32 protein-coding genes and 3 pseudogenes are annotated in these 25,435 nt (G+C 67.6%); 18 read left to right on the top strand and 17 right to left on the bottom strand.

Annotated features, from left to right (window positions below; genetic code table 11):
• Positions 1-249: 249 nt before the first annotated feature.
• Positions 250-2,022, bottom strand: a complete 1,773-nt coding sequence (ctaD, locus tag AB0H62_RS49840; RefSeq protein ID WP_220240146.1) for a cytochrome c oxidase subunit I — start codon at positions 2,020-2,022, stop codon at positions 250-252.
• Between the two features lie 173 nt (positions 2,023-2,195).
• Between ctaD and AB0H62_RS49835 the strand changes: the two genes are divergently transcribed.
• The 6 genes from AB0H62_RS49835 to AB0H62_RS49810 all read left to right on the top strand — a co-directional run bounded on the left by AB0H62_RS49835 (position 2,196) and on the right by AB0H62_RS49810 (position 7,643).
• Positions 2,196-2,513: a DUF3040 domain-containing protein gene (locus AB0H62_RS49835; RefSeq protein WP_220240147.1), complete on the top strand. Its 318-nt coding sequence runs from the start codon at positions 2,196-2,198 to the stop codon at positions 2,511-2,513.
• Between the two features lie 680 nt (positions 2,514-3,193).
• The gene (locus AB0H62_RS49830; RefSeq protein WP_360592871.1) at positions 3,194-3,649 is read left to right on the top strand and encodes a DUF4383 domain-containing protein; all 456 of its coding nucleotides are present in this window, start codon (positions 3,194-3,196) and stop codon (positions 3,647-3,649) included.
• A gap of 86 nt (positions 3,650-3,735) precedes the next feature.
• Positions 3,736-4,602: a manganese catalase family protein gene (locus AB0H62_RS49825; RefSeq protein ID WP_220247666.1), complete on the top strand. Its 867-nt coding sequence runs from the start codon at positions 3,736-3,738 to the stop codon at positions 4,600-4,602.
• Between the two features lie 358 nt (positions 4,603-4,960).
• Positions 4,961-5,440, top strand: a complete 480-nt coding sequence (locus tag AB0H62_RS49820; RefSeq protein WP_360592870.1) for a hemerythrin domain-containing protein — start codon at positions 4,961-4,963, stop codon at positions 5,438-5,440.
• 104 nt (positions 5,441-5,544) lie between these two features.
• Positions 5,545-6,735 carry a zinc-dependent alcohol dehydrogenase gene (locus AB0H62_RS49815; RefSeq protein ID WP_220240150.1) on the top strand — a complete coding sequence of 397 codons (1,191 nt, stop codon included), beginning with the start codon at positions 5,545-5,547 and terminating at the stop codon, positions 6,733-6,735.
• A 50-nt stretch (positions 6,736-6,785) separates the two neighbouring features.
• On the top strand, positions 6,786-7,643 hold the full coding sequence (locus AB0H62_RS49810; RefSeq protein ID WP_220240151.1) for an SDR family oxidoreductase: 858 nt from the start codon (positions 6,786-6,788) through the stop codon (positions 7,641-7,643).
• A 115-nt stretch (positions 7,644-7,758) separates the two neighbouring features.
• On the opposite strand, the gene AB0H62_RS49805 is transcribed toward AB0H62_RS49810, so the two are convergent.
• Positions 7,759-8,085, bottom strand: a complete 327-nt coding sequence (locus AB0H62_RS49805) for an ANTAR domain-containing protein (RefSeq protein WP_360592869.1) — start codon at positions 8,083-8,085, stop codon at positions 7,759-7,761.
• Positions 8,086-8,243: 158 nt separating this feature from the next.
• Here AB0H62_RS49805 and AB0H62_RS49800 point away from each other — a divergent pair, with 158 nt between their 5' ends.
• On the top strand, positions 8,244-8,588 hold the full coding sequence (locus AB0H62_RS49800) for a DUF2188 domain-containing protein (protein WP_360592868.1): 345 nt from the start codon (positions 8,244-8,246) through the stop codon (positions 8,586-8,588).
• Positions 8,589-8,625: 37 nt separating this feature from the next.
• Here the strand turns inward: AB0H62_RS49800 and AB0H62_RS49795 are convergent, their stop codons facing one another.
• Entirely contained in the window at positions 8,626-8,877 is a 252-nt protein-coding gene (locus tag AB0H62_RS49795) for a hypothetical protein (RefSeq protein ID WP_360592867.1), read from the bottom strand.
• Between the two features lie 830 nt (positions 8,878-9,707).
• Between AB0H62_RS49795 and AB0H62_RS49790 the strand changes: the two genes are divergently transcribed.
• Complete coding sequence (locus AB0H62_RS49790; RefSeq protein ID WP_220240154.1) at positions 9,708-10,046, top strand: MerR family transcriptional regulator; 339 nt, start codon at positions 9,708-9,710, stop codon at positions 10,044-10,046.
• An 80-nt stretch (positions 10,047-10,126) separates the two neighbouring features.
• Here AB0H62_RS49790 and AB0H62_RS49785 read toward each other — a convergent pair.
• Positions 10,127-10,316: pseudogene (locus AB0H62_RS49785) on the bottom strand (plasmid stabilization protein); the annotation flags it as partial.
• 266 nt (positions 10,317-10,582) lie between these two features.
• Positions 10,583-10,666 (bottom strand): annotated as a pseudogene (locus AB0H62_RS49780) (ANTAR domain-containing protein); the annotation flags it as partial.
• A 186-nt stretch (positions 10,667-10,852) separates the two neighbouring features.
• Here AB0H62_RS49780 and AB0H62_RS49775 point away from each other — a divergent pair.
• Together AB0H62_RS49775 and AB0H62_RS49770 are read left to right on the top strand one after the other, a co-directional pair.
• Complete coding sequence (locus tag AB0H62_RS49775; RefSeq protein ID WP_360592866.1) at positions 10,853-11,521, top strand: ANTAR domain-containing protein; 669 nt, start codon at positions 10,853-10,855, stop codon at positions 11,519-11,521.
• Positions 11,514-11,750 carry a hypothetical protein gene (locus AB0H62_RS49770; RefSeq protein ID WP_220240156.1) on the top strand — a complete coding sequence of 79 codons (237 nt, stop codon included), beginning with the start codon at positions 11,514-11,516 and terminating at the stop codon, positions 11,748-11,750. The genes AB0H62_RS49775 and AB0H62_RS49770 overlap by 8 nt, the downstream gene beginning before the upstream one ends.
• Positions 11,751-11,758: 8 nt before the next feature.
• Here the strand turns inward: AB0H62_RS49770 and AB0H62_RS49765 are convergent, their stop codons facing one another.
• Together AB0H62_RS49765 and AB0H62_RS49760 are read right to left on the bottom strand one after the other, a co-directional pair.
• Complete coding sequence (locus AB0H62_RS49765; RefSeq protein WP_360592865.1) at positions 11,759-12,538, bottom strand: ANTAR domain-containing protein; 780 nt, start codon at positions 12,536-12,538, stop codon at positions 11,759-11,761.
• A gap of 175 nt (positions 12,539-12,713) precedes the next feature.
• Entirely contained in the window at positions 12,714-12,890 is a 177-nt protein-coding gene (locus tag AB0H62_RS49760; RefSeq protein ID WP_220240158.1) for a hypothetical protein, read from the bottom strand.
• 87 nt (positions 12,891-12,977) lie between these two features.
• On the opposite strand from AB0H62_RS49760, the gene AB0H62_RS49755 reads away from it, so the two are divergent.
• Entirely contained in the window at positions 12,978-13,439 is a 462-nt protein-coding gene (locus AB0H62_RS49755) for a DUF6098 family protein (RefSeq protein WP_220240159.1), read from the top strand.
• A 177-nt stretch (positions 13,440-13,616) separates the two neighbouring features.
• Here AB0H62_RS49755 and AB0H62_RS49750 read toward each other — a convergent pair whose 3' ends face one another.
• Positions 13,617-14,276: an HSP18 transcriptional regulator gene (locus AB0H62_RS49750; protein WP_220240160.1), complete on the bottom strand. Its 660-nt coding sequence runs from the start codon at positions 14,274-14,276 to the stop codon at positions 13,617-13,619.
• A 103-nt stretch (positions 14,277-14,379) separates the two neighbouring features.
• On the opposite strand from AB0H62_RS49750, the gene AB0H62_RS49745 reads away from it, so the two are divergent.
• The 5 genes from AB0H62_RS49745 to AB0H62_RS49725 all read left to right on the top strand — a co-directional run bounded on the left by AB0H62_RS49745 (position 14,380) and on the right by AB0H62_RS49725 (position 16,576).
• On the top strand, positions 14,380-14,829 hold the full coding sequence (locus tag AB0H62_RS49745; RefSeq protein ID WP_220240161.1) for an Hsp20/alpha crystallin family protein: 450 nt from the start codon (positions 14,380-14,382) through the stop codon (positions 14,827-14,829).
• A gap of 76 nt (positions 14,830-14,905) precedes the next feature.
• Entirely contained in the window at positions 14,906-15,334 is a 429-nt protein-coding gene (locus tag AB0H62_RS49740; protein ID WP_220240162.1) for a DUF6292 family protein, read from the top strand.
• Positions 15,331-15,780: a hypothetical protein gene (locus AB0H62_RS49735; protein ID WP_220240163.1), complete on the top strand. Its 450-nt coding sequence runs from the start codon at positions 15,331-15,333 to the stop codon at positions 15,778-15,780. The genes AB0H62_RS49740 and AB0H62_RS49735 overlap by 4 nt, the downstream gene beginning before the upstream one ends.
• Before the next feature lie 147 nt (positions 15,781-15,927).
• Positions 15,928-16,242, top strand: a complete 315-nt coding sequence (locus AB0H62_RS49730) for an ANTAR domain-containing protein (RefSeq protein ID WP_255637949.1) — start codon at positions 15,928-15,930, stop codon at positions 16,240-16,242.
• Between the two features lie 172 nt (positions 16,243-16,414).
• Positions 16,415-16,576 (top strand): DUF6098 family protein, encoded by a 162-nt coding sequence (locus AB0H62_RS49725; RefSeq protein WP_220240165.1) that lies wholly within the window; start codon positions 16,415-16,417, stop codon positions 16,574-16,576.
• Between the two features lie 576 nt (positions 16,577-17,152).
• Here AB0H62_RS49725 and AB0H62_RS49720 read toward each other — a convergent pair.
• Complete coding sequence (locus tag AB0H62_RS49720) at positions 17,153-17,569, bottom strand: DUF6292 family protein (protein ID WP_220240166.1); 417 nt, start codon at positions 17,567-17,569, stop codon at positions 17,153-17,155.
• 36 nt (positions 17,570-17,605) lie between these two features.
• Here AB0H62_RS49720 and AB0H62_RS49715 point away from each other — a divergent pair, with 36 nt between their 5' ends.
• On the top strand, positions 17,606-18,175 hold the full coding sequence (locus AB0H62_RS49715; protein WP_360592864.1) for a VOC family protein: 570 nt from the start codon (positions 17,606-17,608) through the stop codon (positions 18,173-18,175).
• A gap of 357 nt (positions 18,176-18,532) precedes the next feature.
• Here AB0H62_RS49715 and AB0H62_RS49710 read toward each other — a convergent pair.
• The 3 genes and pseudogenes from AB0H62_RS49710 to AB0H62_RS49700 form a co-directional block, all read right to left on the bottom strand.
• Positions 18,533-19,083: pseudogene (locus AB0H62_RS49710) on the bottom strand (hemerythrin domain-containing protein).
• An 85-nt stretch (positions 19,084-19,168) separates the two neighbouring features.
• Positions 19,169-19,654, bottom strand: coding sequence for a DUF4383 domain-containing protein (locus tag AB0H62_RS49705; RefSeq protein ID WP_220240167.1), 486 nt, complete (start codon positions 19,652-19,654; stop codon positions 19,169-19,171).
• A 53-nt stretch (positions 19,655-19,707) separates the two neighbouring features.
• Positions 19,708-20,508 carry a hypothetical protein gene (locus AB0H62_RS49700; RefSeq protein WP_220240168.1) on the bottom strand — a complete coding sequence of 267 codons (801 nt, stop codon included), beginning with the start codon at positions 20,506-20,508 and terminating at the stop codon, positions 19,708-19,710.
• A gap of 1,265 nt (positions 20,509-21,773) precedes the next feature.
• On the opposite strand from AB0H62_RS49700, the gene AB0H62_RS49695 reads away from it, so the two are divergent.
• Positions 21,774-22,286, top strand: coding sequence for a DUF6098 family protein (locus AB0H62_RS49695; protein WP_360592863.1), 513 nt, complete (start codon positions 21,774-21,776; stop codon positions 22,284-22,286).
• Positions 22,287-22,715: 429 nt separating this feature from the next.
• Here AB0H62_RS49695 and AB0H62_RS49690 read toward each other — a convergent pair whose 3' ends face one another.
• From AB0H62_RS49690 to AB0H62_RS49670, 5 genes are all read right to left on the bottom strand, one after another.
• On the bottom strand, positions 22,716-22,931 hold the full coding sequence (locus AB0H62_RS49690) for a hypothetical protein (RefSeq protein WP_220240170.1): 216 nt from the start codon (positions 22,929-22,931) through the stop codon (positions 22,716-22,718).
• Positions 22,895-23,116, bottom strand: a complete 222-nt coding sequence (locus AB0H62_RS49685) for a hypothetical protein (protein ID WP_360592862.1) — start codon at positions 23,114-23,116, stop codon at positions 22,895-22,897. Before AB0H62_RS49685 ends, AB0H62_RS49690 begins: the two co-directional genes overlap by 37 nt.
• A gap of 3 nt (positions 23,117-23,119) precedes the next feature.
• Positions 23,120-23,635 carry a MarR family transcriptional regulator gene (locus tag AB0H62_RS49680; protein WP_220240172.1) on the bottom strand — a complete coding sequence of 172 codons (516 nt, stop codon included), beginning with the start codon at positions 23,633-23,635 and terminating at the stop codon, positions 23,120-23,122.
• A gap of 126 nt (positions 23,636-23,761) precedes the next feature.
• Positions 23,762-24,445: a DUF6766 family protein gene (locus AB0H62_RS49675; protein ID WP_220240173.1), complete on the bottom strand. Its 684-nt coding sequence runs from the start codon at positions 24,443-24,445 to the stop codon at positions 23,762-23,764.
• 82 nt (positions 24,446-24,527) lie between these two features.
• Positions 24,528-24,908 (bottom strand): hypothetical protein, encoded by a 381-nt coding sequence (locus tag AB0H62_RS49670; protein ID WP_360592861.1) that lies wholly within the window; start codon positions 24,906-24,908, stop codon positions 24,528-24,530.
• Positions 24,909-25,435: the final 527 nt, after the last annotated feature.

The following is a 25,435-nucleotide window of genomic DNA, read 5'->3' as shown; positions in this document are numbered from 1 at the left end:
GACTCACAAGGTCCGATGTCATCACTCACAGTGCCCATCCCGCCGGACCTCAGCCCGGCGTGTCGGGCCGGAAACACCGATCTTGGAACAGTCCCGGCTGACCGTTGCCCTCGGCGTCCCCGTCGAGGAAGTCCTCCCTCCGAAGCGCAAGCAGAATTGTCGGGTCGGCGGAGTCACCCTGATCCGAGATTCCGCGACCGGTTCGGGATGGGCGTCCGCAGTGAGACCCGGCACGAAGGGCTCTTCGCTTCAGCGGCCGCGGGGGTCTTCGCTGTCGCCTTGCTCTTTCGGCTGGGTCGCGCCCGCTGCGACCTCGAAGAGCGATGGTTTGTCTCGGGGGTGACCACGGGTCACGTGGGCTTCGTCGCGCAGGCGTTCGACCATGTGCGGGTAGTGCAGCTCGAATGCCGGCCGTTCGGAACGGATGCGGGGCAGCTCGAGGAAGTTGTGCCGAGGCGGTGGCGAGGTGGTCGCCCATTCCAGCGAATTTCCGTACCCCCAGGGGTCGTCGGTCTCGACGCGGTCGCCGAAGCGGTAGCTCTTCACCACGTTCCAGATGAACGGCAGCACCGAGGCGCCCAGGATGAACGACCCGATCGTGGAGATGGTGTGCATCCACGTGAACCCGTCGGTGGACAGGTAGTCGGCGTAGCGGCGGGGCATGCCGGCGTCGCCGAGCCAGTGCTGGATCAGGAACGTGGTGTGGAAGCCGATGAACGTCGTCCAGAAGTGCCACTTGGCCAGCGGTTCGTCGAGCATGCGGCCGGTGATCTTGGGGAACCAGAAGTAGATGCCGGCGAAGGTGGCGAACACGATCGTCCCGAACAGCACGTAGTGGAAGTGGGCGACGACGAAGTAGCTGTCGTGCACGTGGAAGTCGAGTGGAGGTGCGGCGAGGATGACGCCGGTGAGCCCGCCGAGCAGGAACGTGACGAGGAAGCCGATCGACCACAGCATGGGCGACTCGAACGTGAGGGTGCCCTTCCACATTGTGCCGATCCAGTTGAAGAACTTGATGCCGGTGGGCACGGCGATGAGGAAGGTCATGAACGAGAAGAACGGCAGCAGCACGGCACCGGTGGCGAACATGTGGTGGGCCCACACCGCCACCGACAGCGCGGTGATGCCGATGGTGGCGAATACCATGGTCTTGTAGCCGAACAACGGTTTGCGGCTGAACACGGGGATGATCTCGGTGACGATGCCGAAGTACGGCAGTGCGACGATGTAGACCTCCGGGTGGCCGAAGAACCAGAACAGGTGCTGCCAGAGGATCGCGCCGCCGTTGGCCGGGTCGAACACGTGTGCGCCGATGTGTCTGTCGGCCAGCAGACCGAACAGCGCGGCGGTGAGGATCGGGAACGCGAGCAGGATCAGGATGCCGGTGAACAGGATGTTCCAGGTGAAGATGGGCATCCGCCACATCAGCATCCCGGGTGCCCGCAGGCACACGATGGTGGTGATCATGTTGACCGCGCCGAGGATGGTGCCGAGGCCGGTGACGATCAGCCCGGTGATCCACAGGTCCCCGCCGACACCGGGGGAGTGGATGGCGCTCGACAGTGGGGTGTATGCGGTCCAGCCGAAGTCGGGGGGTCCGCCCGGCGTGATGTAGCCGGACAGGACAATCAAGCCGCCGAAGAGGTAAAGCCAGTACGAGAACGCGTTCAACCGGGGGAAGGACACGTCGGGCGACCCGATTTGCAGGGGCACGACGAAGTTCGCGAACCCGAAGAGGTTCGGGGTCGCGTAGAGCAGCAGCATGATCGTGCCGTGCATGGTGAACAGCTGGTTGTACTGCTCCGGTGACAGGAACTGCATCCCCGGCTGCGCCAGCTCGCCTCGCATCAGCAGCGCGGTCAGGCCACCAACGAGGAAGAACCCGAACGACGTCGTCAGGTAGAGCACGCCGATCGTCTTGTGGTCGGTCGTGCGGATCGTCTTGAGGATCACCGAGCCAAGCGGAGCCCTATTAGCGGGTCGGTGCGGGATCGGAGTCGGCCGCGCGGCGGTGTCGGTCATCGGATCCTCGGTTACGTCGTCGCCGGAACATCCTGGTCATTGCCGGCTCGCCTACCCGTTTCGGTTGTCGCTAAACCTGCCGGAAGTCGACGGTTGGCTGCGGCGGGTGGCGGGTACGCATGGCGGGACCGGGCAACAGCATTGGGCGCGCGTTTCCGGATCGAGGTGCGACGATGGACTCAGCGATTCCCGGCGGACGGAGAACCGTCTCGACACGGGGCGCGGCACGTCATCTCCGGGCGACCGAACGGCACCTGAAGACCACGGACGCTGCCTGGGTGCGGCAGACATTCGGCGACATCGCGTGGCCTTTGCGACGCAGCTGGTTGGCGATGACCGTCGTCTTGGACGTGATCGCGCTGGGTCTTGTCTTGTTCGGCGTTCTCGTGGTGCTGCCGGTTGCCTTCGCGGGATTCCTGCTGGGCAACGTCGCCGTATGCATGCACCTCGAGCGTCGCCTCCGGCGCGAGGGCTGCACGAAGAATCGATGAGCCGCTGATTGCGATTCCGTCTCCCGCGGCGTCGTCATCCAGCCGCTCTCGTGCTCGCGCGGCGCTCGGCGCTTCTGCCTGCGAGCATGTGACGCCGTCAGACTCCAGCACAGGGCCGCGAGATCCCAGTGCACGTGCACCCCCGCCACCACAGCGCCGGCACCAGACCTCACGCCCGCCACGGTGTCGTGCGGGATAACTTTCGTGATCTGGCAGGCCAGGCATCGGTGGTGCGGTCTGTGAGTTTCTAGCTGGCCTACAGTGAACCCCGCGACACGCTAACCACCTGTGGTGCTCGGCAGGCGGTGGCTGTCCGTTGGTGCGATAGGGGTATTCGCTCAGCGTGAGTGTGTGGCGGTACTCGCGCGCAGTAACGCTGAGCGACACAGAACACCGGCATGGTGGCTGCTTGTCCGTTCCGCCTGCTCGTTCTTACAGCGCTGGCGTGACGTCGTATCACCGGCGGTTCGTTTCGTCGGCGAAGCTCACCCACTCGTCCCGGACCCTGCCGTCTGCGGTGGTTACGACTGCGCGAGCGCGGCGAATACGTGGAACGCCGGAGGGACAGTTCCCGGCGGTGTTTGTTTGTGCCCGCTGTGGGCAAACCGGGCGAATCGGCGGCCCTCTCCATGGTCGCACGCTGACAAGACCGAATAGTTTCAAGGAAAAGGATCACCATTATGACGTCAACGAAAACTGCGGTCCGGCGCGGTCCTCGACAGCTGATCGCGGCGGTTGTCGGAGCGGTCTTTCTGGCGGTCGGTGTGCTGGGGTTCATTCCGGGCGTCACCACCCATTACGACCAGCTCAGCTGGGCAGGGCACGACTCCGGAGCGCTGCTGCTCGGAGTCTTTGCCGTGTCCGTGCTGCACAACATCGTCCACCTCGCCTTCGGCGTGGCCGGGCTGGCGCTTTCGGGCACCGCCCGAGGCGCGCGCGGCTTCCTGCTCGGCGGCGGAGTCATCTATCTCGTGCTCTGGCTCTACGGTCTGATCATCGACCACGGCAGCGCGGCGAATTTCGTGCCCGTGAACACCTCCGATGACTGGCTGCACTTGGGGCTGGGCGTAGGCATGATCGTGCTCGGGCTCATTCCGCTCCCCGAAAGGAACTCACCTATGACGTATGAGCGGTGACCGGGCGGGAGGTGTGTAGCGGACGGAAGTGTGGGTACGCAGCCGGTGTTCCGCCGCACGCAACGAAGGCAGCACATCCACATTTCCTGACGCTGGAGGCGATTTCCCTTCAGTTCGAGGCCAAGCCGGAGAAGCCAGATCCGGTGTATGCGCACAAGCTGCAGGAACTTATCGGCGGCGCGTTCGGTGAGATGACCGTGACGATGCAGTACCTGTTCCAAGGGTGGAACTGCCGCGTCGAGGGCAAGTACAAGGATCTGATCATGGACACCGCGACCGAGGAGATCGGGCATGTCGAGATGCTCGCCACCATGGTTGCCCGGCTCCTGGAAGGTGCTCCCGCCACGGCCACGGCAAAAGCGGTGAAGGACCCTGTGATGGCCGCGATGATCGGGGGGATGGATCCGCAGCAGGCCATCGTTGCCGGTGGCGGCGCGCTGCCGGCCGACAGCAACGGCACCCCGTGGAACGGCAAGTACATCGTCGCCTCGGGCAACCTGCTGGCCGACTTCCGCGCCAACGCGGCCGCCAAAGCCCAAGGACGGCTGCAGACGGCACGGCTCTACAACATGACCGATGATCCAGGCGTGAAGGCCATGCTGCAGTTCAACCTCGCGCGCGACACTGTGCACCAGAAGCAGTGGCTCGCGGCGATCGAGGAACTGGAGGCCGACGGGTTGGAGAGCGCCATTGCTCCGACCGCTCTGTTCGACGAAGAAAACCAGGAGCACAACAACACCATCTGGCACCTGTCCGACGGCCCCGACGGCGTCAAGGCCGGCTGGAGCTTCGTGGGGGAGGAGATCGAGTACCTCAAGGATCCGAAGCCGCTCGGAGGGCCCGGCACTGCGCCAAAGCCGGATCCGGCGCTTTTCGGTACTTATGCGCCGGTGCAGGACGCCGTGGGCACGGCCAAGGGCAAAGCCAAGAAGCTCCGGAACAAGGCGAAATGATCGGCGTCCACGCCGCGTCGGCGAAGGGCCACATACTGTCCCGCCCCTTGCGATGACGAGTAAACCGGTCCTCAGCCTGAAGGGCATGCTTCTGCACTGAGCTTTCCGGGGTGCGGTCATCCCTGAGGACCTGTGCGATGTCGGGTGCGTGGTGCACGAGTCGCCGGCTCGTAAAGCGGCAACCTGGCTCGAGGTTTCCCCCTGTGCTGGTGCCCCGACCAGAACGATTCGCCGCGCCGAGAAGGCGCGCAGCAACGGCACGCCGGATGTTTCCCCCGTGGCCTCGGGGGTACTCCGGCGTGCATGTTGCCCTCGGGGGATTCGGGGGCGAGTCGGCGAGGGTGAAGGAGGAGGGTCTGTGTCCACTGACGCGATCGTGTTGCTGAAGGACGACCACAAGACAGTCGAGAAGCTCTTCAAGCAGTTCGAAAAAGCGGGGGATAAGGCGTATCAGGAGAAGCGGCGGGTGGTCGACTCGATCATCGAAGAGTTGACTGTCCACGCCTACATCGAGGAAGAGATCTTCTACCCGGCTGCTCGGGAAGCCGTGCCGGAGACGGCGGATCATGTGCTGGAAAGCGTGGAGGAGCACCACGTCGTCGTCTGGATGCTGTCCGAGCTCACGGGCTTGGACGCCGCGGACGAGACGTTCGACGCGAAGGTCACCGTGCTCACCGAGAACGTCCGCCACCACGTGGGCGAGGAGGAGAACGACTGGTTTCCGCAGGTGCGCTCCGCGATGGGACGCAAACGCCTGCAGGAACTGGGGCAGCGCATGGTCGACGCGCGGGCACAGGCGCCGAAAAATCCACTGAAACTGCACAGCGCGACAGCCTGAGCAGCCCACGTGAGCGGGTTCCCGACAGGTGAATCGCGTTTGCCCGGCCGGTGGTCAGGAAATCCCGAAACCAGTTGACTTTCTCCACGGTGAAAGGGAGATCGATGAAGGCAGTGACCTGGCATGGCAAGCGCGACGTCCGCGTGGACACCGTGCCCGATCCGAAGCTCGAGGAGCCGACGGACGCGATCGTGCGGATCACGTCCACCGGGATCTGCGGGTCGGATCTGCACCTGTACGAGGTACTTGGCGCGTTCATGACCGAGGGCGACATCCTGGGTCACGAGCCGATGGGCGTGGTGGAGGAGGTCGGCGCGGGCGTGACCGGGATCAAGCCCGGCGACCGTGTCGTCGTCCCCTTCAACATCTCGTGCGGCCATTGCTGGATGTGCGAACGCGGCCTGCAGTCGCAATGCGAGACCACGCAGGTGACGAGTCAGGGCAAGGGTGCGTCGCTGCTCGGCTACACGAAGCTGTACGGCCGGGTGCCGGGCGGGCAGGCGGAGTACCTGCGGGTGCCGCAGGCGCAGTACGGGCCGATCAAGGTCCCGGATGGCCCGCCGGACGAGCGGTTCGTCTACTTGTCCGACGTGGTCCCGACTGCGTGGCAGGCCGTCGAGTACGCGGAGGTGCCCGAAGGCGGTTCGGTCGTGGTGTTCGGGCTCGGGCCGATCGGGCAGATGTGCTGCCGCATCGCGAAGCACCGCGGGGCCGCTCAGGTGATCGGCGTCGACCTGGTGCCCGAGCGGCTCGCACGGGCCCGGGAGCACGGCGCCACCACCCTTGACCTCCGCGACCACAAGGACATTGCCGAGTCGATCCGGCAGCTCACCGGCGGGCGGGGCGCGGACGCGGTGATCGACGCCGTCGGCATGGAGGCCCACGGCGCGCCGATCGGCCGACTGGCGCAGAATCTCGTCGCTCTGTTGCCGCAGCAGGTCGGTGCGAAGATCACCGAGAAGGCGGGCATCGACCGCCTGAGCGTGCTGTACGCGGCGATCGACAGCGTCCGTCGTGGCGGCACGATCTCACTCTCGGGTGTGTACGGCGGGATGGTCGACCCGCTGCCGATGATGGAGCTGTTCGACAAGCAGATCCAGCTGCGCATGGGCCAGGCCAACGTTCGGCATTGGATCGACGACATCATGCCGGTCCTCACCGCCGACGGCGACCCGCTCGGTGTCGAGGGTTTCGCCACGCACAAGCTGCCGCTGGCCGACGCGCCGCGGGCGTACGACATCTTCCAGAAGAAGCTCGAGGGCGCACAGAAGATCCTGCTACAGCCGGCTGCCTAACCGGTGCACCACCCGCGAATACACCGTCGATCCGTATCCGAGGAGGACCCATGGCCGAAGAACGACTACGCCCGCCGCAGCGACAGGAACCCCCAGGCCTGACCGAGGACATGGACCCGCGGCCGCGAGACACGATGGCCGACTACGAGGGGCGCGGCCTGCTCGCCGGGAAACGGGCCCTGATCACCGGCGGGGACTCCGGGATCGGACGCGCCGTGGCGATCGCGTTCGCGAAGGAGGGCGCCGACGTCGCGATCGCGTACCTCAGCGAGCACGAGGACGCCGAGTACACCGCCGAGCGGGTTCGCGCCGAGGGCCGCGAATGCCTGTTGCTGCCGGGGGATCTGGCTGTCGCGCACCAGTGCCGCGAGGTCGTCGACCAGACTGTGCGCCACCTGCACGGGCTCGACATCCTGGTGAACAACGCCGCGACTCAGTGGCCTGTGGACAAACCCGAAGACCTGACCGAAGAACAGTGGATGCACACGTTCGACGTCAACATGCACAGCTACTTCCGGGTCACCGCGGCCGCACTGCCGCACCTACGCGAGGGCGCGGTCGTCATCAATACCGGTTCGGTGAACGGCCTTCGTGGCAACAAGTCCCTCATCGACTACTCCGCGACGAAGGGTGCGATACACGCGTGGACCATGGCTATGGCGCAGGCACTGGCCGATCGCGGCATCCGGATCAACTGCGTGGCGCCCGGCCCCGTGTGGACGCCGCTGATCCCGTCCACGTTCCCACCGGAGAAGGTCGAGAAGTTCGGGTTGCAGGTGCCGTTCGAGCGCGCCGCGCACCCGGACGACCTCGCGCCGTCCTACGTTTTTCTCGCCGCCAACCGGCTTTCCTCGTACTACAGCGGCGAAGTCATGGCAGCACTGGGCGGCGAGACGACACCGGGCTGAGCGATCCCGGCGGGGTCACCCCGAAGTCCCTCAACGGCTCGGCGGTGCACGCACTGACGCCGGCGACGGACTGGGTGATGGCCCGGAAGCGGTATGTCCGTACGTGGCACGTCGGTCAAGTCGAGGCCGTCGGGCCTCCTTGCGGGTTCGGGGGTGCGGTGGTGAGGAACTCGTCGAGGAACGCGCGTGCGACGTCGCAGAGTTTGACGTTGGTGTCCTGGGACAGCTTCACGAGCACGGCGAACGCCTCGTCCGGACCGCAGCAGCGCTGTGCCATCAGCACACCCTTGGCCTGTTCGATCACCCCTCGGCTCTGCAGCGCCTGACGCAGCTGTCGGTTCTCCTCGGCGAGCACCGCCATGGCATCAATGCCTTCGGGCGCGTGCCGAGGAGTCGGCGCCGACCGGCTCGTCCGCTGAGGCTGTGACTCCACCGTGGACACGGTCGCTCCCCTCGATCCGCTGGCCATCCGATCCGCAGGGCATTCGAATTTACCCCGTCGGGTGGTCGTGCGAAACCGTCGTTCCTGCTGGTGGGAGGTCGGGCATTCAACGCTAAAGGGCGCGCGCTGGGCGCGCCCGCAGGAAGCGAGGAAAGCTCGTGAAGGGTAGCGTCGGGAGTTACTACGGGGCCGGCCAGTGGAAGACCAAGGTCGAGGGGAACCAGCAGGCCTCGCACACGCACGGCACGAAAGCGGAGGCCGTGGCGGGGCTCGGAGATGGCGCTCGAGCCCAGCGCGGAGCAGTTCGTCCGCGACATGGAGGGCAAGGATCGCGGAGCGCGACACCTATCCGCGCAGCGCCGATTCCCGCAAGATCCCAGCTGACACCCCTGCCGGCGTTGCCCAGCCGCGGCGGGTCAGCGGTCGGGCAACGCCACGCGGGTCTCGTGCAGGTCGGCGAGCAAGTCGAACTTCAGCGCCTTCCGGGCGATTGCGTGAGCTGATTTCCGGTGGGGGCCATGAGGTGGCTGGCGCGGTTGGTCACGCGCCGAGTCGGCTGTAGAGGCGGCTGGCGAGGGCGGCGGCCAGCTGGCTGAGCTCGGCGGTGGGGTCGAGTTGGGCGTATTGGCCGAGCAGTTCGGCCACGGCATAGGCCTCGGTGCCCGACAGGAGCGCTGTCCACGGCTCCCGGCGGCCGCGCTCGATCAGCTCGGTGAGCTCGCGGGCGTACTCCCGGCGGTCGCGCACCTTGTTCAGGCCAAACGGATCCTGCCGCGCGGTGGAGTCGGCCATGCCTCGTCACCCTTCTGTGTACCCAATGTCCATCGCGTGTCGGCGCTGACCTGCGAGTTCCTGCCGGCAGGGGTTCATGTCGCCGGCCCGGGAGCAAATCTATGGTGGCTGGGGTAGACATTCAACCCGGGCCGTGTGTAGTGTTCTCCATGTACCGAGAGAGACAACGTCAAGCAGGCGCGGGAGATGACGGAACTACCCGCGAGGTGAGACAAGGCGGTCAGGCAGGGCGGGGCCAATCAACGGACAGGTCTCGGCTGGTGACCGGTGAACGATCCGGGATTGGGCACGGAAGACGGAATTGGCCGGACGGTCCCGGTGCAGGACGCAAGCGGTGCAGGTGCGCTTGTGAGGTTGTTGTACCGCAGCAACAAGTCATTACCGCGGTATCGAATCAGGTAGTGGTAAGGCAAGTCAGTGTGTGCAGGACGGTCAGGTGGCCGGAGCCGATCACGGACGGGGTTCCGGGCAGTGACCAGCGGTGTTACGCATGCTGGGGCCGATCAGGGAAAGGGTTCCAGCCCGGTGACGACCGCAGCGGTAGCAGTGGAAGTGCACAGTAAGAAGAAAAACCCGGAAAGAAGGGAAAGGGCGCATCATTGGATCGCCCGCGGCGGCTGTGCAGTAGTGCCGCGCGGGTACCGCAGTCCCATCGGATTGGAAGGTGGTTCTCGGTTACGAGTAAGCGATCCCCGCAGTCTCCGCCTCTCGGACGGACGACGCGGGTACAGGAAGCCGACGTCCGCGTCGGTTGACAATGGTGAAACCCAACCCCTGGGACCCCGGATGCCGTGCACGGCATCCGGGGTCCCTTGTGACGTGGAGGTGGAATGACTCCTGACCAACGCAAGGCCCCCGCACCCGGTTCGGGCGGGGCTGACAAGTTCGACGACGACCAATACCCCGCCTACACCATGGGCCGGGCCGCGGACATGCTCGGCACCACCCAGAACTTCTTGCGCAGCCTGGATGAAGCCGGCCTGATCGAGCCGCAGCGCTCCGCCGGCGGGCACCGCCGCTACTCCCGCCACCAGCTGCGCATCGCCGCGCGAGTGCGAGAACTCGTCGACGAGGGCACCGCCATCGACGCCGCCTGCCGCATCATCTCCCTCGAAGACCAACTCCACGAATCCCAGCGCCAGAACACCGAACTGCGTTCGAACGAGTAACCTCGGCCAGGGTGTATGGCCGACCTGCGCGGTACACCTCCCCAGCTGCGACCTCTACGCCCGTGGTAAGCGCCGCCGGTCTGGGGTGGGGTGTCGCGGGTCGAACTCTTGCTGGCGGTACGGGATTCGCCGGACTGGGCCTGGTTCTTGTTGACCGTCCGTGCGGCAATTTCCTTGGCACGGCCGGGTGCTGGCGCCCTGCTTCCTCTGCGAAGACTTGATGTGCTCGTACTGACGTTCGCGCTTGGTGCTCTCACTCTTCTCAGGCACCGCTCCTCCTTGGATCTCAAGCGCGATTATCGGCTGGCCGCATCGGCAAAACGGCCAGGCCTCCATTCGGACGTTGCGATGAGGGTTCGGCTTGAGGCGTTTCGCACGCGGACTGGGCGGTTAGCCCGGTTTGGTGCCTGCGGTGAAGAGGCGCGGGTGCCCGGCTCCTGTCGGTCAAGAAGCGGCCGACGGGGGTTCGCGGCCTGCTCGGCCGACTGGACTCTCGGAAGGGTTGTCCTGGCGCTGGGCAGGCACGGCTTCCTCGATCAGCGGCGGGCCACGTCGCGAAGTTTGACGTTCGTGTTTTGTGACAGTGCGCGGAGAGTCTCGAATACCTCATGGGCTGTGCAGGCACGCTGCTTCCACGCCGCCGATGTTTACTCCGCGTCGGAGTGGGTACGAATTGGGGCGAAGCAAGAGTCTATGGGTAGTGGAGCAGAGCCATCTGAAGCAAGAACGTGGGGACTGGGATGGATCCTCGGCGCCTTGAGCATGCTGTGTCCGCGGCGGAACCTGTTGCCGACCGCGGACCTGGTTTGGCCGAGACGTTTCGGGCGGCGGCGCGTGGTGTGTCGCCGGGAGAGCGTGACATTCTCCTGCGTACCGTGATCGCCGCTGTTCCCGAGATGGTTTCGGGTGTGGTGTCCGTCAGTTTGACGTGCTGGGACGGTGGTCGGTTTCAGACCGTGGCGGCGAGCGACCGGGTGGCTGTGCGGCTCGACGAGTGGCAGTACGCGGCAGATCGCGGGCCGTGTGTGGACGCGGCCCGCCAAGGGCGCCGGACGCTCATCTCGGACCTCACGGACACGGGACAAGGGTTCGCCGCCGCGGCAGGGTCCACCAAGGTCCGCTCGGTGTTGTCGATTCCGCTTCCCCCGCCGGCCGACCATGCGGGGCTCAACTGCTACGCGGCCGGTAGCGCCACGATCGCGGGCGGATTGGCGGAGGCGCGGCTCGATCTGTTCGGCCGCACCGCGGCGGCCTTGCTTGGTGGGCATCCGTCCGAGACCGTTCCGACCGGCGCGCGGCTCGAGGCCGCGCTGGCGCGGCGAAGGGAGCTCGAGCGAGCCTGCGCGAGGCTGGCGAAGCGGGACGGAATCACCGTGGACGAGGCCCTGCGCGCCCTGTCGGCCGGGGCCATCCATCGAGGCGTGACGATGACGGCCGTGGCGCGCGAGTTGCTTCGGAGGGACGCCGATGAGTGAACTCGGCCTGTACGAGGGATATCGGCTTTCCGAGCTGAGCGCGTTCGAGCTGTGGGCGGAGTACCTGGCCGTCGGGGGAGGGGCGGACCAGTTGGAGGTCGAGGCTTACGTGCTGGGCATCCTCTGCCCTGACCGTCTCCAGCACAACTTGATCGCCCAGGCGCTCAACGAGGTGTTCGTGGACCGGGGTCTCGACCACCCGGTCGGTTACCACGACCCGGCACGGTGAGCAGCGTTTCAGGCGTGCGGCGGCAGATCGAGCTCCGTGTGGCGCTCCGCGAGTGTCCGGGCCAGCTCGGCCAGCTTCACGTTGACGTCCTGCGAGGTACGGCGCAGCAGGTCGAACGCCTCGTCCGCGGTGATCCCCCGGCGGCTCATCAAGATGCCCTTCGCCTGCCCGATGACGTCGCGGCTCTCGATGGCGCGTTCCAGGTTAAGCCGATCCAGCTCAGCCCGCGTGAGGGCGGAGGTTCGTGCCAGCGCCAGAGATGCGTGAGCGGCCAGGAGCAGCGCCGCGTCGCGTGACTCCTCGGAGAAGGCGTGCGCGCGGTTCGAGTAGACGTTCAGTGCGGCGCCGGACACCCCGTCGTCCGTTGACGACGGCACCAGGGCGGTGGAGAGCACGGAGTGGTAGCCGCGCGCCGCCGCGGCCGGTGCGAACGTCGGCCAGCGCGGCTCCTGGCCGAGGTCGTCGCTGAGCGCGTAACCGGGCTCCACGTGCCGGGCGATGTCAACGCAGGGACCCTCATCGGCGTCGTACTGCACCTGGTCCAGCTCGCGGGCAACCGGTTCGGTGCGGACGGGGGTGTTGAACTGGCCGTCAGGCGCACACAGCGTGATGCTTACCAGGTCGGCGCCCGGAATCACCACGGGAGCGGCCTCGACGACCCGCTCCAGCGCTTCACCGACCGTGGTGGCGTCGAGCAGCAGCCGGGTGAGGCTCGCCAGCTCCCGGGCCAGGGCACCGTTGCCGTCCTCCCGTCCGGCTTCGAGGTCCTCGCTTTTCCAGGTCGACAATTTCGCTCCTCTCCGCCTGCGAGGGCGGTGCGTGCAGCGGACGTATTCGCGGTTCCGATCGACCGGCTACCCTCGTGCCGGAGCGGGGAAACGAATCGCCGCGGGGGCGCAGGCGGAACCGTCCGGTTTGGGCGTGGTCGCCGCACGTCCGGGAACGAGCGGAGGTGGCCGTCGTTCACTGCCGCCGGCATTCGCGTTGCTCGGCGATCACGCGCTGCCCGGTGTCCTCGGCGTCGTCGACGTCCTCGGGCGGCTGGCCCTCGCCGGGGTCGTAGAGGGTGCCGTCGTCGGCGCGCCCCGGGTCGGGCGTGGTGGGCCGGGCGATGTCGGAGTGTTCGGTTCGGTCGCGCATGTCGTTCCCGTACCCGGTCTGTGATCCGGCGAATCCCGTGGTTCGGGCGGGTAACGGGCGTGCGTGACTTTTTGCGCCCGGACCCGCATGCGGTTGCCCACGGTGAACGGTCTGGCGGACGTGGCCCGGTTGTTCGAGGCCGAGGGTGGCGATGACCTGTATGTCCGCTGGTCTCGGGGACCCGGGACCGACCTCGCGGAAGGGGAGCGGGCGCAGACGAGTCTGGACGGTCTCACGGGGATCCGGTTGCTGGGGCTGTCGGCCAACCCGCTGCGGAGGGAGGCGTGGTGGCGGGACCGCTCGGTGCGGTTCTGGCTGGCGCGCCGGCTCTACGACTACGAGCACCTGCGTGACCTGCGTGGCCCTGGCGTGCGACCTTGGGTGTTGCGTGGCCGGGAGATCGCCCGCGGGCCAGACAACGAACCGCTGGTCGTCGCGGCCGAGCCGCTCGCCTGGGTCGCCGACGCGGTTCTGCACGAGGCCCGCTGCCTGGTCGACGAGCAGGGCTCGCGTGAGCGGGGGCCGATGGACCGGCGCGCCGGCCGCTGACCGGTTGCCCTGGCCCTCACCCGTGCCGGGCGAGAGCGTCCTCGGCCGAGCGATACCTGTGGCAAGTCCGACGTGCCTGAGCCGAGGTGGCCGAACAGCGCCACGCGGACGCGCCGTCCCCGCTTCGGGCTAGCGAGGCCATGCGCCGTGCGGTCGGCCCGGCAGCGCTGCCGGTGATCATTCCGTCGTTCCGGGGGTGCTTCCTCCTTCCAGGACGCCGCCGGCGGGACCCTCGCCGGTGGTGCGGCGTCGGCGGTCGGAGATCGCCCGGTCTCGTACCCGGCCGCTCTCCGCGCCGATGTCGCCGACGCTGCCGGCGAGGTCGGCGTGCCCGGCCACGAGGTGTCGCCGGGCCGCCGCGAGCGGTTCCAACAGCGCCGACGCGTCGTCGGCGGCCAGGGCCTGCGCGACGCCCGCTGCGGCTCGCCGACCGGCGGCGGACATGCCTTCGGCCACGGTGATGCGCGCCGCGAGCTGGCGCAGGACCACGGCGTTACGCCGGGCCCACTCGGACACGGCGCGGTCGCCGGCCCGGCGGTCGCGCTGGGCGTCGATGCGGCCCTCGCCCGTGGCCTCGCCCGTCGTGGACGGCTGGAGCCGCAGGTAGCGTCGTTCCGCCGCCTGCCGGCTCGCGACCCCGAGCGCCGGCGCCAGGGCCGCCCAGCTCACGCCGGCCATGCGCGCCGCGGTGATGAGCTCCGGCTCCCACTCGGCGAGCGTCACCCGCAGAGCGTGCAGCGCGCTGAGCGCCGCGAGCAGCTGTTCTCCATTCGCGGCAGCGGCACGCGCGTCCGCGACCGCCTGGCCCACGAGGGCCATGACACCCGCCTCGTCCATCCTGTCAACCTTTCGACGACTTCAGACTTGTCAACGTTTCGATGACATGTTAGAACAGTCCTGCGCGTTGACAAGTCCGATACGACCCCAGGAGGTGGAACCGATGTTGATGCGCACCGATCCGTTCCGCGAGTTCGACCGGCTCACGCAGCAGCTGATGGGCAGCGCGTCTCCCGGGACGTGGTCGCGGCCCGCCCCGATGCCAATGGACGCCTACCGAGCCGGCGACGAGTTCGTTGCCTGCTTCGACCTCCCCGGCGTCGATCCCGACGCGGTCGAGCTCGAAGTCGAACGCAACGTCCTGACCGTCAAGGCCGAGCGCCGCCCGCTGCCCACTGGCGACGACGCACGGCTGCAGGTCTCGGAGCGCCCCTACGGCGTGTTCTCCCGGCAGCTGCTGCTGGGAGATGGGCTCGACACCACGCGGATCTCGGCCGCGTACGAAGCCGGTGTGCTGACCGTGCGGATCCCGGTCGCCGAAACCGCACAGCCACGCCGGATCACCGTCTCCACCGGAACCGCCGGTGCGGACCGCAAAGAGATCACTTCCTGACGACGTTGTGCTGCCACTGAGGGCCGGGCCCGTCGCGCGGCCCGGCCCTCCCGCACGAGAAAGGACATCGGCTCCTGTGACCGCATCGATCGACATCCCGACCGGCCACCACGCCGCCGCCCCCGCCTTGACCGCCTATCTGCGAGCCGTGACAGCCGAACTCGGCATCGGGCTCGAGTCGTGCACGCTGGACCACGCCTCACCGCTGTCGGCCTACCTCGCGCTCGACCAGCGGCACCCGGCGTACCCGAACCGCGATTTCGCGCTGCTGTGGGACGAGGAGCGTGGTTGGGCCGCCGCCGTCGAGACCCACTCCGGTGAAGACCTCATCGTCGTCCGCTATCTCGGCGGCACCGTTGCGCCGCCGCCCGAGCACGTAGCCCGCTTCGCCGAAGCCGTGCTGGCCGACGACCACACGGTCGGCACACCCGATCCGCCCCGCCTCCGGACCGCGGGACGCGCCGAGGAACTGATCGCCCTGCTCAGCGGGAGGGTAAAGCCGTGACGACCCTGCCCCTGCCCGATAGCTTCGCACTCACACTGCGTGGCTACGACCGTGGGCAGGTTGACGACCGGATCGCCGAGCTCCACGAGGATCTGCGCCTGCTCACCCTCGACCGCGACGGCGCACACTCCCGGGCCGAATTCCTCGCCGACCGCCTCACCCAGGCCCGCGCGGAAATCACCGTGCTGCGTGAACAGCTCGACCGCCTCTGCCGCGCCCCGGCCGACCCGGCCGCCGTCGGTGCGAAGGTGAGCCGCCTCCTCGCTCTGGCCCGGTCGGAAGCCGACGACCTCGTCCTGGCGGCGCAGCACCGCGCGGCCGCCCTGCGCGCGGAAGCCGAGGGCACCGTCCGCCGCACCCAAGCGCAGCTGCGTGCGATCGACGCAGTTCTCGCCGACGCGGAGTCAGTTCTGGAAGAGGGGGTGGCGCTGCATGCGGCTGCGTGATCGAACCAGTCAGGGTCCGATGTGGACTCGCCGGGCGCGTGGGCTGGCAGGGTGGGCTCGCGGAAAGGCTTGCGCGAAGCTCGATACGGGCGGGTGAACAGCTCCGCCGGCACAGAACTTGGACCGGGGCGGTGTAAGGATTTTCGAGTGAACCTTGATTCAGAGCGTGTGGACCAGGCCACCAAGGTAAAGCAGCTGGAGGACGCGCTCGCGACGCGGCCGGTGATCGAGCAGGCCAAGGGCATGCTCATGGTCCTGCGGACCTGTTCGGCGGACGACGCGTTCACGGCGTTGCGCGAGATTTCCCAGCACACGAACGTGAAGCTGCACGATGTCGCAGCGGTGGTGGTCGCGGCCGGTACCCGGAGCACGGCGGCGGTACCGCAGGAGACGACCGCCGCCGTGCTCGTCGAGCTCAAATCCGCCGAAATTTGGAGCGCGGAGCGCACCGCTCCTCGTTGAGCCGGCGCGAAGGCAAGCGAAGCAACCCTGAGCGCCGGCTTCTCTGAGTCCTGGTGGGCCGTGCCTGCGGCATACCGCGCCCGGCCCGGGTGCACACCCGTCCTGTGTTGCGCCGAGCTGGTCAGGTGTCGTCAGCGGCAAGGCCGCTGAGTAGGTATCAGGAGGTGCGCCAGTGTCGAGGCGTGATGGGATCACCCAACATCTGGGCGAACTGCGCGGTCCCGGCGTGCGCCCATGGGTTCTGCGTGGCACGGAAGTCGCGCGTGGACCGGATAACGAGCCGCTCGTACGCTGCGACGAACCGCTGTTTGGTCGCGGACACCGTGCTGCGTGAAACACGCGCCCTCGTCGATGCCCACGGGTCGCGCGAATAGGTCCCGATGGACCGACGTCCTCACACCGCTGAGCACACGGCCACCGGCTGAGCCGGCGGCCGTGTGCAGCTCTGCCCTCGCCTTGCCAGACGGACGGAGCCGGGTGGCCTTACGTGACGGCTGGGCCTGATTCCGAGCTGCCAAACAGCTCTTTGATGAATTCGTGACACTGCTTGGCCCGCGCCGAGTCTTCCTCCATCACTGTGCGGAAAAAATCGGCGATGTCCTGCTTGCCCGCGTTGTCCGCGTCCCTGACGTACTGGCCGTAGTCGTGTCCCGCCTTCAGGGCGTGGTATTGCAGTGGTATTGCACAGACACCAGGTCGTAGGTGACGTCGTCGAATCCGGTTTCGCCGGTGGCCATGATGTCTCCTCTCTGGAACTGGGTCGCGCGGCGGCTGACACCGCTGCGCAGGTGGGGTACCCGCGCCATTGCGGTCAACACGGGCGGGCCGCCGCATCAGCATCGCTTGTGCGCCCGCGTCGGGAGAATGTCGACTCACAGCTGCCGGTCCCCCGCGGGCGCACGGCAAGACTTCACTGACTGATCGGCGTGGAGGCAAGTTCCGGCTGCCGCGTCGGGTGGGCCGCAATTTCCGACGGCGTTGGCGCCACCGTCGCGGCTGACTGCGCCCGCGTTCGCAGCTCGTTCTGGAGGCGGCGCGCGACCCGTGCCGGGGCCGGGCGGACTGGTTCCGGCCACGCGGCAACGATCACAGGCGGTTCACCGCTTTCGGGTTCGAGCGCCAGCCGCCAGCCGTCGTCACTGCTCCACGCGAGCATCAGCAGCCGCCCGGGCCACGCGCGTGACGTGTCGGCGAGCGCGACGTATGCGGTCGAGGGCGTGCCGCACTCGCACAGCACCGCGGTCGCTTCCACTCCCACCTGCTGGGCGACCGACTCTATGTAGTGGCGCAGCAGCAGTTCTTCTCGATACGTGGGCTCCGGTTTCACCGGTCACCACCACCTTCACCTGAGCCTGCCCCGTGGATGGATGCACCATGCGCTAGCTGGATTCCCGCAGGCGGAGGCGCGAAACCAACCCTTTGTGGCCGACCCGGTCTCCGCGTTGCCATCGCGCACTCATCACTGGCGCCGACCGCGGCGAACGGACGTTTGCGGGCACGCGGCCGCGGTCATCCGGACGCGACGAGAACCAACTGTCCGCGCGTGGCGCGGAGGACGAGGCGAGGCGCCGATGGTGCTGAGGCTGGGATTTCCCGTGGTCGGGGTCGCCGATCTGTCTCGTGCCAGTATCTTCTGGAGCGCCGCGCTCGGGCTCGAAAACTCGCCGGAGTGGGAGAGCGGCAACTGGCAAACCCTTCGGCGCCGGGATGGCGGGGACCGGCTGTGGGCTTGGGCTTGATGCGAAGTTCCTCGCCGGTCGAGCGGCGCCCCCGTGTGCATCTCGACCTCTTCGTGGACACCTCCGACGAACAACGGGCCGAAGTTGAACGCCTGGTCGCGCTGGGTGCCCAGCAGGTCGATGGGACAGCTACCCGCCGGATCCCGACTTCGTGGTCCTCGCCGACCCCGACGGGAACGTGTTCTGCGTCGTAGAGCTCAGCCACGCGCCCGCCGGCAGCGGGAGTTCGTGAACGAGCGCCACCTGCTGCGCACACGCGAAAACCCCGCAGTCATCCGCGCCACTTACAACCCCACCGCCGCGGAGGAAGAAGCTGAGTGGCCCGTTGACACGCGACGCCGCCAAGGCCCAGGCGTTCACCGGGCCGGCCGGCGTGCCTCGCCTTCGTTGCGGAGGGTCAGGGGACGGCGCCGGCCGGCCGCGGTGGGCGTTTCCTCGCTGGCATTGGATTCATCCACCTCCCGGGCGTTAGGTCCGCCCGACTTCTGACGTGAACTCGTTCGGGCCGGCAACAACCCCACCGTTGTGCAGTTTTCTTCGTGCGCTGCAGTTCACCTTCCGAGCGCGGCGCGGATGGCGTCGCGCGCCCGGTCGATGATCGCGGCCGGTGGCCCCAGTAGGAGGTTGGCCTTCGCGCTCTCTGCACCGGGATGCGGCCGGGTCGGCGCCACGGCCTCGGCGAGCCGTACGGTCGCCGCCATCGCCCGCAGGCGCTCCGGCGGCCGGTGGGCTCGCAGCATGGGGAACTCCTCGCGTTCTTCGTGTTCGGCGTGTGCGAACACGTCGTCTCGGAGCTGGACCAGCAGTGTGTCGAATCCGTCGGCGTCCGGGCCCATTTTTGGGTGGTCAGTAGTTCCTTGGCGCGGTGCTCCTCGCCCAGTCGCGCCTCGACCACGGGCTCGGCCGCTGGTTCGAGGTCGCGGATCTCCGGGTGCACTACTTCTTCCTCCGCTGTCTCGTGCACGGCCAGGAGCCGTACGAGGCTGCGGAACACTTTCCGTCGCTGGTCGTCCTCCGCTGTTTCCAGCTGTGTGAACAGCTCGCGGATCTCCCGGTGCTGCCGCTGCAGCAAATCAATGACGTCCTCGTTGTTCTCCACCATGAAAATCTCCTTCTTGTCGGCTGCGGGCTTTCCCCTGCACGTCGGTCGCTGTCCCCGCCATGGGGGAAACGCCGGCGCGTGCTGGCTAGCGGGCGCGGGGCCCGTCGGTGGCGTGCGGTGCGGGGACACCGTGTGCCTCGCGGCCGGTGAGAAGGCCGAGGGCGATCATGCCGATGCCGAGACCCAGGTGCAGCCAGTTGTCCGCGTTGTTGAACGGGACGAAGTTGGCGTCGCTGCCGTAGTTGATGAGCAGGCCGTAGAGCCACAGCACGAGGTACACGACTCCGCCGACGAGGAGGTACAGCCGGGCCGCGCGTGAGGTGCGGGCGCACGCCAGGCCGACGACGCCGAAGAGCAAGTGCACGATGTTGTGCAGGGTGGAGACCATGAACACGCCGAAGAGCATGGCCATCGAGCCGTGCCCGGCGAAGCCCATCTGGTCGTAGTCGGTCGTGACGCCGGGGATGAACCCGAGCACGCCGACCAGCAGGAAAACGACGGCGACGATGCCGGCGGCGAGCCGGGCGGACGACCGTCCGGTGGAAGTGGGTGAAGGTGCGCGTGTCGACATGGCTTTCTCCTCCGTGTAGGGAGTGCGCTTCGAACGTGACCGGCGGCGCGGGACTACTGCTCGAAGCCGATGCGGTCGACCTTGCGGTGTTGGTCGCCGACCTTCCGCTCGGTCTTCTGCTTGGTATCGGCGGCGTCCTCGGCGGCGCGCTGTTTGCCGATCGCCAGGTCCGACTTGACGGTGTCGTTCTGTTCCCTGGCCTTCTCGTATCCGGAATTGACCAGCTTCGCGGCGGCGTCGCGGCCGCCGATGCCGAAGGCCATTGCCGCGGCCAGAGCTGCCGCGCCGACCAGGGCGACGTAGGTGATCGTAACGATCACCGGCGAGATACCCAGCTGGGTGAGGATCATGAACACGGCGATCCCCATGATCATCGCCGGGGCGAGGGTGCGGGCGATCTTCCCGGTCGGGGTGTCGCCCATGGTGCGGTGCAGCAGCCCGCCGACCGCGCCGGCGACCGCGGCCGCGACGATGAAGATCAGCAGCGCGGCGATGACGTTGGGCAGGTAGCTCAGCACTTGGTTCATGAACGCGGTCAACGCCGGAATTCCCAGCGTCCCGATGGCCGAGGAGATCACGAAGAACATGATCACCCAGAACACGACCAGGCCGACGAGCTTGGAGGGGCTGCCCTGGGGGGAGAGCTTCTCCACGTAGTTCGCGCCGCCGCCGGTCTTCAGCTTGTCGTCGACCTTGGCCTTCTGGAGGCCTTTGGTGATGGCCTTGTCCAGCAGCTTGGCGATGATGAAACCGATCAGCAGCACGAGCAACGCGCCGATCAGCTGGGGCAGGTAGCCCACGAATGTCGTGAACGCACTCTGCAGACTCTGCAGGACGTTGAAACCTGTATCCATTGATCTATCCCTCCAAGGAACGCTGTGGCTCGCCACTGATCGGCGAAACATCAGGGTTCACGTGCAAATGTCATCTGGGCTGAAACGTCGATGCGGGTTGGTGGACAACCGCGCGGTTCCGGTCTGGTCAGGGAGATCCTCCGTCGATCATTGTCCGCATGTCCGAGCATCTTGGTGAGATGTCACAAGCCGGATGAGTTGTGCTGGTCGCTGCATACGACGGGACCAGCCGGAGCTCCAGTCGCGTCGTATGACGTGCGCATACCCGGATTAGTCGGCACCAAACTCACGGGCCGCGGCGTGCAGAAGGCTGCGATTGACCGGATACCAACGTCGTCGGCGAACTTATTTCGTGAACCGGTTCCAATCGAAGTCAGCGCAAGATCAAGTCAGAAATTCTGTGTGCAGCTCAACGCGCGCGGTGATTCGCAGATCATCAACTAGGCGGCCGTTGGCGGCAGAAAATTTGGGCGAGGACGTGTCTGGTCGCTGTCGTCGGGTAATCGGCGGCAAATGACGGCACGTCACCGCGAGGAAGTGGGGAATTGAGGTATCCCCGGATTTTCGTTTCCTGGCCCGGAAATTCACGCCACGGCCGGTCAGGGGATCGGCAACGTTGGCCAGCGAGTCACCGTCAGCACCGGCCTTTTCGGCACGAACGGGACGTTCCTGTCGCCTAGGGTCTGCGACCCCACGGCGACGGCCTCCGGAAGTCACTGTCAACACTGCCGTCTCGGCGCTGGCAAAGCCAGGTCGGGGCGGCACCATGACCAACAGCGGGGGAGCCTGGTCGGAGACAGGCTGCGACTGGGGTGCTGTCTATTGTGGATGGGCGGGTCGAAACGCCCACGGCTCGGCTTGATGATGAGGACGCGCTTCGGGGCTGGATGCGGCTTCCCCGCCGTACGTAAGCGCGGTGGGCCTGTGGAGGCGAAGTTCGATCGGCTGCGCGGGATGTGGGCTTTGCCCTTGTTTTCGGGTTTCCCCTTGGCTTTGAGTCGAATGCCGGTGGGCGACCGCCGTGGGAACACCGGCGTGTGCGGTGCCGGCCTGATCGACAGGTTCGGGAATCACCGCGACAATGCCGCGAGCACGCAGATGCCCACGGATCGCCCTCGATGAGTAGGTCGTTCTCGCGGCGTGGGTCGGCGTCGTCGGGCCGGCGATGTCGGTTGATCGGGGCCGTCGCGCATGTCCGGGCTTACCCGGTCGTGGGTGTGACGACCACCGCGTTTCGCGCGTGGCCACCTGGGTACCGGGGCAGCATGACTCGCATCGGCACGGATCTGCCCACGGTCTCCGACCTCGTGGACCTGGCCCGCCTGTTCGAGACCGAAGGCGGCGACAATCTGTACGTGCGCTGGTCGCGGGGCCCCGACGCCGACCTCGCCGACGACCACCGCGCCCCGACGAGCCTTGACGGGCTCACCGGCATGTCGCTGCCGGGCCTGTCGGCGAACCCGCTGCGGACGGAGTCCTGGTGGCGTGACCGTTCCATACGGCTGTGGCTCGCGCGCCGACTGTACGACTACGAGCACCTGCGCGACCTGCGCGGCCCCGGCGTCCGCCCGTGGGTGCTGCGGGGCCGCGAGATTGCCCGCGGCCCCGACAATGAGCCCCTGGTCGTCGACGCCCAGCCGCTGGCCTGGGTGGCCGATACCGTGCTGCGCGAGGCGCGGCACCTGGTGGACGAGCAAGGTTCCGCGAGTGGGGTCCGATGGACCGCCACGCCCGGCGCTGACCACAGGCGCGGATCAGCCCACCCACGAACGCAGTGATCACCGCGGTGGCCGGCTTGGGGCGTCGGGCTGGGGGCGTGGCTCTTCGGTCGGGCGTCACCAGTTCGCTGCCGGTGATCTGTTCGTGGCTGATCTGCCCAACGGCCGGCGGAGCGGTGGCGTTATGGCGGCACTGCACGATCAGCGCCGAACGGAGACCTTCGGAAGGTCCCGTTGCCGGGCTGGCCCGCGCGAACAGCCGCGCGATTGCGGGATCCGTGCGGCAGAAGGAGTTCTTCAGCTCCTCGCCGACTTCCGGGCGGTCCTCGTTGCCCATGATCACGGGTGCCGCGGTGGCGGACCGGGTCTGATCCTTGAGGCTGCCGTAGCGCTCGGGTCTCCACGCGCTCACGTTGGACTTGCCCGAGCCTGTGGGCGAGTAGCACGGTCGGACGGTCCTCGCGTGCGGCGCCGACGTCGGTCGTCCCGTCAGCCGTGGGTCCGGCGGCGCCGGTCGGAGATCGCCTCCTCACGTACGCGGCCGGTCTCTTCGCCAAGCTCGCCGACGCGCGCCGCCAGGTCGGCGTGGTCGGCCGCCAGGTGGTGGCGCCGCGCCTCCCCGAGCGGCGCCAGCAGCGCCGACGCGTCGTCCTCCGCCGGCGCCTTGGCTACGCCCGCCGCGGCCCGCCGGCCCGCGGCCGACATACCTCCGGCGGCGGTGTGACGGCGCCGGAGGACAGGATCGGCGTGAGGAGCAGCGCGAGCAGCAGCCCGCCGCCCTGCCCGATCAGTGCCACCGCGGCGAAGGGCGCGCGGCGTGAGACGAGACCGCCGACGAAGTCGGACAGGCCGTAGCAGACCGCGGAGGCCAAGGCGAGCAGCGTACCCACGGGTCAGCTCCCTCGGTCCCGCTCGGCTTGCCCGACGGGGCACACCGCGCCGCGGGTGCAGCTGGCCCGATCACACAGCCGGCACAACAGCTCGGCGCTGCCCACGTCGTCGTACAGGCGAGCCAGCAGTTTGCCCAGCAGGTCGGCGAACTGGTCCTGCTCGTGCTCGCTGAGCACTTCGATCAAGCCGCTCAGCCCAGTTCCGCGGGCCTCCAGCAGGGTGTGCGCCGCGCGCCGGCCCTCTGGGGTGAGCTCCACGGTCACCTCCCGGCCTTGGCGAGGGAGGCGTTCCAGCAATCGGCTCTGCTCCAGCGAGTCGACCATGCGGGCTGCCGCGGACTGGCTCAGCCCCACCCGGCGGCCCAGTTCGGTCACACTCAACCCCGGGCCGGCCGAGACGACCACCAGGGCAGCCGCGCCGCTGGCGCTGACGCCCACCGCGTGGTGCGCGTCCATCAACACCCTGTCGGTCACCGCCAGCGCGGTCGCGCCCAGCAGATTCGCCGTTCTTGATTGCATGACTCATGCATAACTCGGCTTAAGCGAGCTCGCAAGTCGATCCTCGTTCGAAGGCCCGAGGATGAGGGCGGTGGGTAGCTCAAGGCACCCGCACGCCGAAGGTGCGGCTGGGAGGACCGGCCGAAGTCAGCCCGACTCGTCGGTGACGTGGTGTTCGGCGCCGACGGGTTTCGATTCGGGCGAGCCGCGTTGGCGGAGGTAGACGCTGAAGATCGCCATGCAGCCGATGGCGAGGAATTCCGATTGCCAGTTTTGCAGGGTGCGGTTCCAGAAGTCGGCGGAGAGCAGGTATTCGCCCCAGCTGACTGGGTCACCGAAGTCGCTGAGCTGTTCGGCGTTGTAGGCGCTGACGCCGGCGATCGACTGGGCCAGCAAGGAAAGCAGGAAGATGGTCCCCATGACCAGGCCGAGCGAGCGGGAGAACACCGTTGTCCGCCAGCCTCCGGCCTTGGCCCATCGAGGAGATCCGGCGCGGACGTGAGCGCCGAGTAGCTGGTCCCGGTCGGATTCCGGGCCGATCTTGTGCGATGCCTTCGACTCGGGAGAGCCGCGCTGCACGAGCCAGACGGTGGCGAAGACGTACAGGAAGAATTGCAGGTATTCGGACTGCCAGTTCTCGGCGACGTCGACCGCGAACGAGGAGGAGGTGAGGTAGTCGCCCATCCCGACGGTCTGGGCACCGTGGGCGAGCTGCTGGTCGTTGAACTCGACGAGGCCGGACCACGCTTGCCCGACCAGGCTGAGCAGGAACAACGCGCCGAACGCGAGTGAGAGGCCGTTGTTGCGCAGCAGGGTCCGCAGCCAGGTCATCGGCCCAGCACCCCGAGCGCGATGAAGTAGGCCAGTCCGGCGAGGACTAGCAGCAAGTAGACGGCAAACACCGCACGGGCCCTCATCGCCCACCGATCGCGCAGTCGTAGACCTGCTCGTTGCGCAGGTGGCACCCGGCGCCGGTGATGCGCCAGCCGTCGGGGAACTCGTGCAGGAACAGGGTGTCGGCGGCGGAGCGCGCTTGTGCTTCGTCACCCCAGACGGACGCGGAGACGACGGGTGCGCGCGGCACCTCGGGGAGCACCGGCGGACACTCAGCAGGGCCGAGCGTGTCTCGGGCGCGAGGCGCGAGAAGCGTGCAGGCTTCGACGGCGGCACCCGTCGCAGCTGCGGTGACGAATGCCTGGGCGGCGACTTGGGCGCCTGGCGCGTCGGCAGCGCCGCATCCGGCGGCCGCGAGGAGGAACGCCGCTAGCACCACGCTGACGATGGTCTTCCGCACGCTGTTGAGTACCCCGCACTTCGGTGGTTTACGCCTTGCTCCTACGGATGTGAAGCGGCGGTGGTTCGGCAAGCCGATGCTGGAGGCGGTGCTCGCCCACGCCGCGTGGCCGTGGCAGTCGCCTGCTTCAGCCGAGTTGTGGCACATCTCCGGGGAACGTGATCGGTAGCTCGTACAGGCCGCGGGGCTGAACGGCCTCCGTCGAGCCAGCCGTGGAAGTAGATGTGGCCGTCGACGACATCGGCGCCCCCGGGGCGTCGGCTTTCCCGCCGAGGAGGTCGGTGGAGAGGAACTGGGGCGTCCGCCTTCACGAAGGGGCCCGTCAGGGTGGGCGCGGTGGCGTAGCAGGTGTGATAGCCGGTGCTTTGGAAGGTGTCGGCGGAATAGAAGAGCAGGTAGCGGGATGGTGTCTTCACCACCGAGGGGGTTTCTACCACGTTTTTCTCGACCGTCAGGTCGGCCCGCAGCAGTTCGGTGCGGTCGCCGATCAGAGACAGGCCGTCGGCGCCAGCTTTTGCAGCCAGATG

Source organism: Amycolatopsis sp. NPDC050768 (assembly GCF_040654155.1).
GTDB lineage: Bacteria > Actinomycetota > Actinomycetes > Mycobacteriales > Pseudonocardiaceae > Amycolatopsis.
The sequence above is the reverse complement of the archived record's forward strand: the minus strand, read 5'-3'. Positions and strand labels throughout refer to the sequence as shown.

What these genes read in the sequence shown, in the direction of transcription:
- AB0H62_RS49795 (WP_360592867.1), bottom strand. Translation starts at nt 8,877, where the DNA reads ATGGCCGACTCCACCGCGCGGCAGGATCCGTTTGGCCTGAACAAGGTG.
- AB0H62_RS49770 (WP_220240156.1), top strand. Translation starts at nt 11,514, where the DNA reads ATGAGTGAACTCGGCCTGTACGAGGGATATCGGCTTTCCGAGCTGAGC.
- AB0H62_RS49695 (WP_360592863.1), top strand. Translation starts at nt 21,774, where the DNA reads ATGACTCGCATCGGCACGGATCTGCCCACGGTCTCCGACCTCGTGGAC.
- AB0H62_RS49750 (WP_220240160.1), bottom strand. Translation starts at nt 14,276, where the DNA reads ATGGACGAGGCGGGTGTCATGGCCCTCGTGGGCCAGGCGGTCGCGGAC.
- AB0H62_RS49790 (WP_220240154.1), top strand. Translation starts at nt 9,708, where the DNA reads ATGACTCCTGACCAACGCAAGGCCCCCGCACCCGGTTCGGGCGGGGCT.
- AB0H62_RS49830 (WP_360592871.1), top strand. Translation starts at nt 3,194, where the DNA reads ATGACGTCAACGAAAACTGCGGTCCGGCGCGGTCCTCGACAGCTGATC.
- AB0H62_RS49675 (WP_220240173.1), bottom strand. Translation starts at nt 24,445, where the DNA reads ATGACCTGGCTGCGGACCCTGCTGCGCAACAACGGCCTCTCACTCGCG.
- AB0H62_RS49700 (WP_220240168.1), bottom strand. Translation starts at nt 20,508, where the DNA reads ATGGATACAGGTTTCAACGTCCTGCAGAGTCTGCAGAGTGCGTTCACG.
- AB0H62_RS49715 (WP_360592864.1), top strand. Translation starts at nt 17,606, where the DNA reads ATGGATGCACCATGCGCTAGCTGGATTCCCGCAGGCGGAGGCGCGAAA.
- AB0H62_RS49755 (WP_220240159.1), top strand. Translation starts at nt 12,978, where the DNA reads ATGCGGTTGCCCACGGTGAACGGTCTGGCGGACGTGGCCCGGTTGTTC.
- AB0H62_RS49815 (WP_220240150.1), top strand. Translation starts at nt 5,545, where the DNA reads ATGAAGGCAGTGACCTGGCATGGCAAGCGCGACGTCCGCGTGGACACC.
- AB0H62_RS49835 (WP_220240147.1), top strand. Translation starts at nt 2,196, where the DNA reads ATGGACTCAGCGATTCCCGGCGGACGGAGAACCGTCTCGACACGGGGC.
- ctaD (WP_220240146.1), bottom strand. Translation starts at nt 2,022, where the DNA reads ATGACCGACACCGCCGCGCGGCCGACTCCGATCCCGCACCGACCCGCT.
- AB0H62_RS49760 (WP_220240158.1), bottom strand. Translation starts at nt 12,890, where the DNA reads ATGCGCGACCGAACCGAACACTCCGACATCGCCCGGCCCACCACGCCC.
- AB0H62_RS49745 (WP_220240161.1), top strand. Translation starts at nt 14,380, where the DNA reads ATGTTGATGCGCACCGATCCGTTCCGCGAGTTCGACCGGCTCACGCAG.
- AB0H62_RS49680 (WP_220240172.1), bottom strand. Translation starts at nt 23,635, where the DNA reads ATGCAATCAAGAACGGCGAATCTGCTGGGCGCGACCGCGCTGGCGGTG.
- AB0H62_RS49810 (WP_220240151.1), top strand. Translation starts at nt 6,786, where the DNA reads ATGGCCGAAGAACGACTACGCCCGCCGCAGCGACAGGAACCCCCAGGC.
- AB0H62_RS49690 (WP_220240170.1), bottom strand. Translation starts at nt 22,931, where the DNA reads ATGTCGGCCGCGGGCCGGCGGGCCGCGGCGGGCGTAGCCAAGGCGCCG.
- AB0H62_RS49705 (WP_220240167.1), bottom strand. Translation starts at nt 19,654, where the DNA reads ATGTCGACACGCGCACCTTCACCCACTTCCACCGGACGGTCGTCCGCC.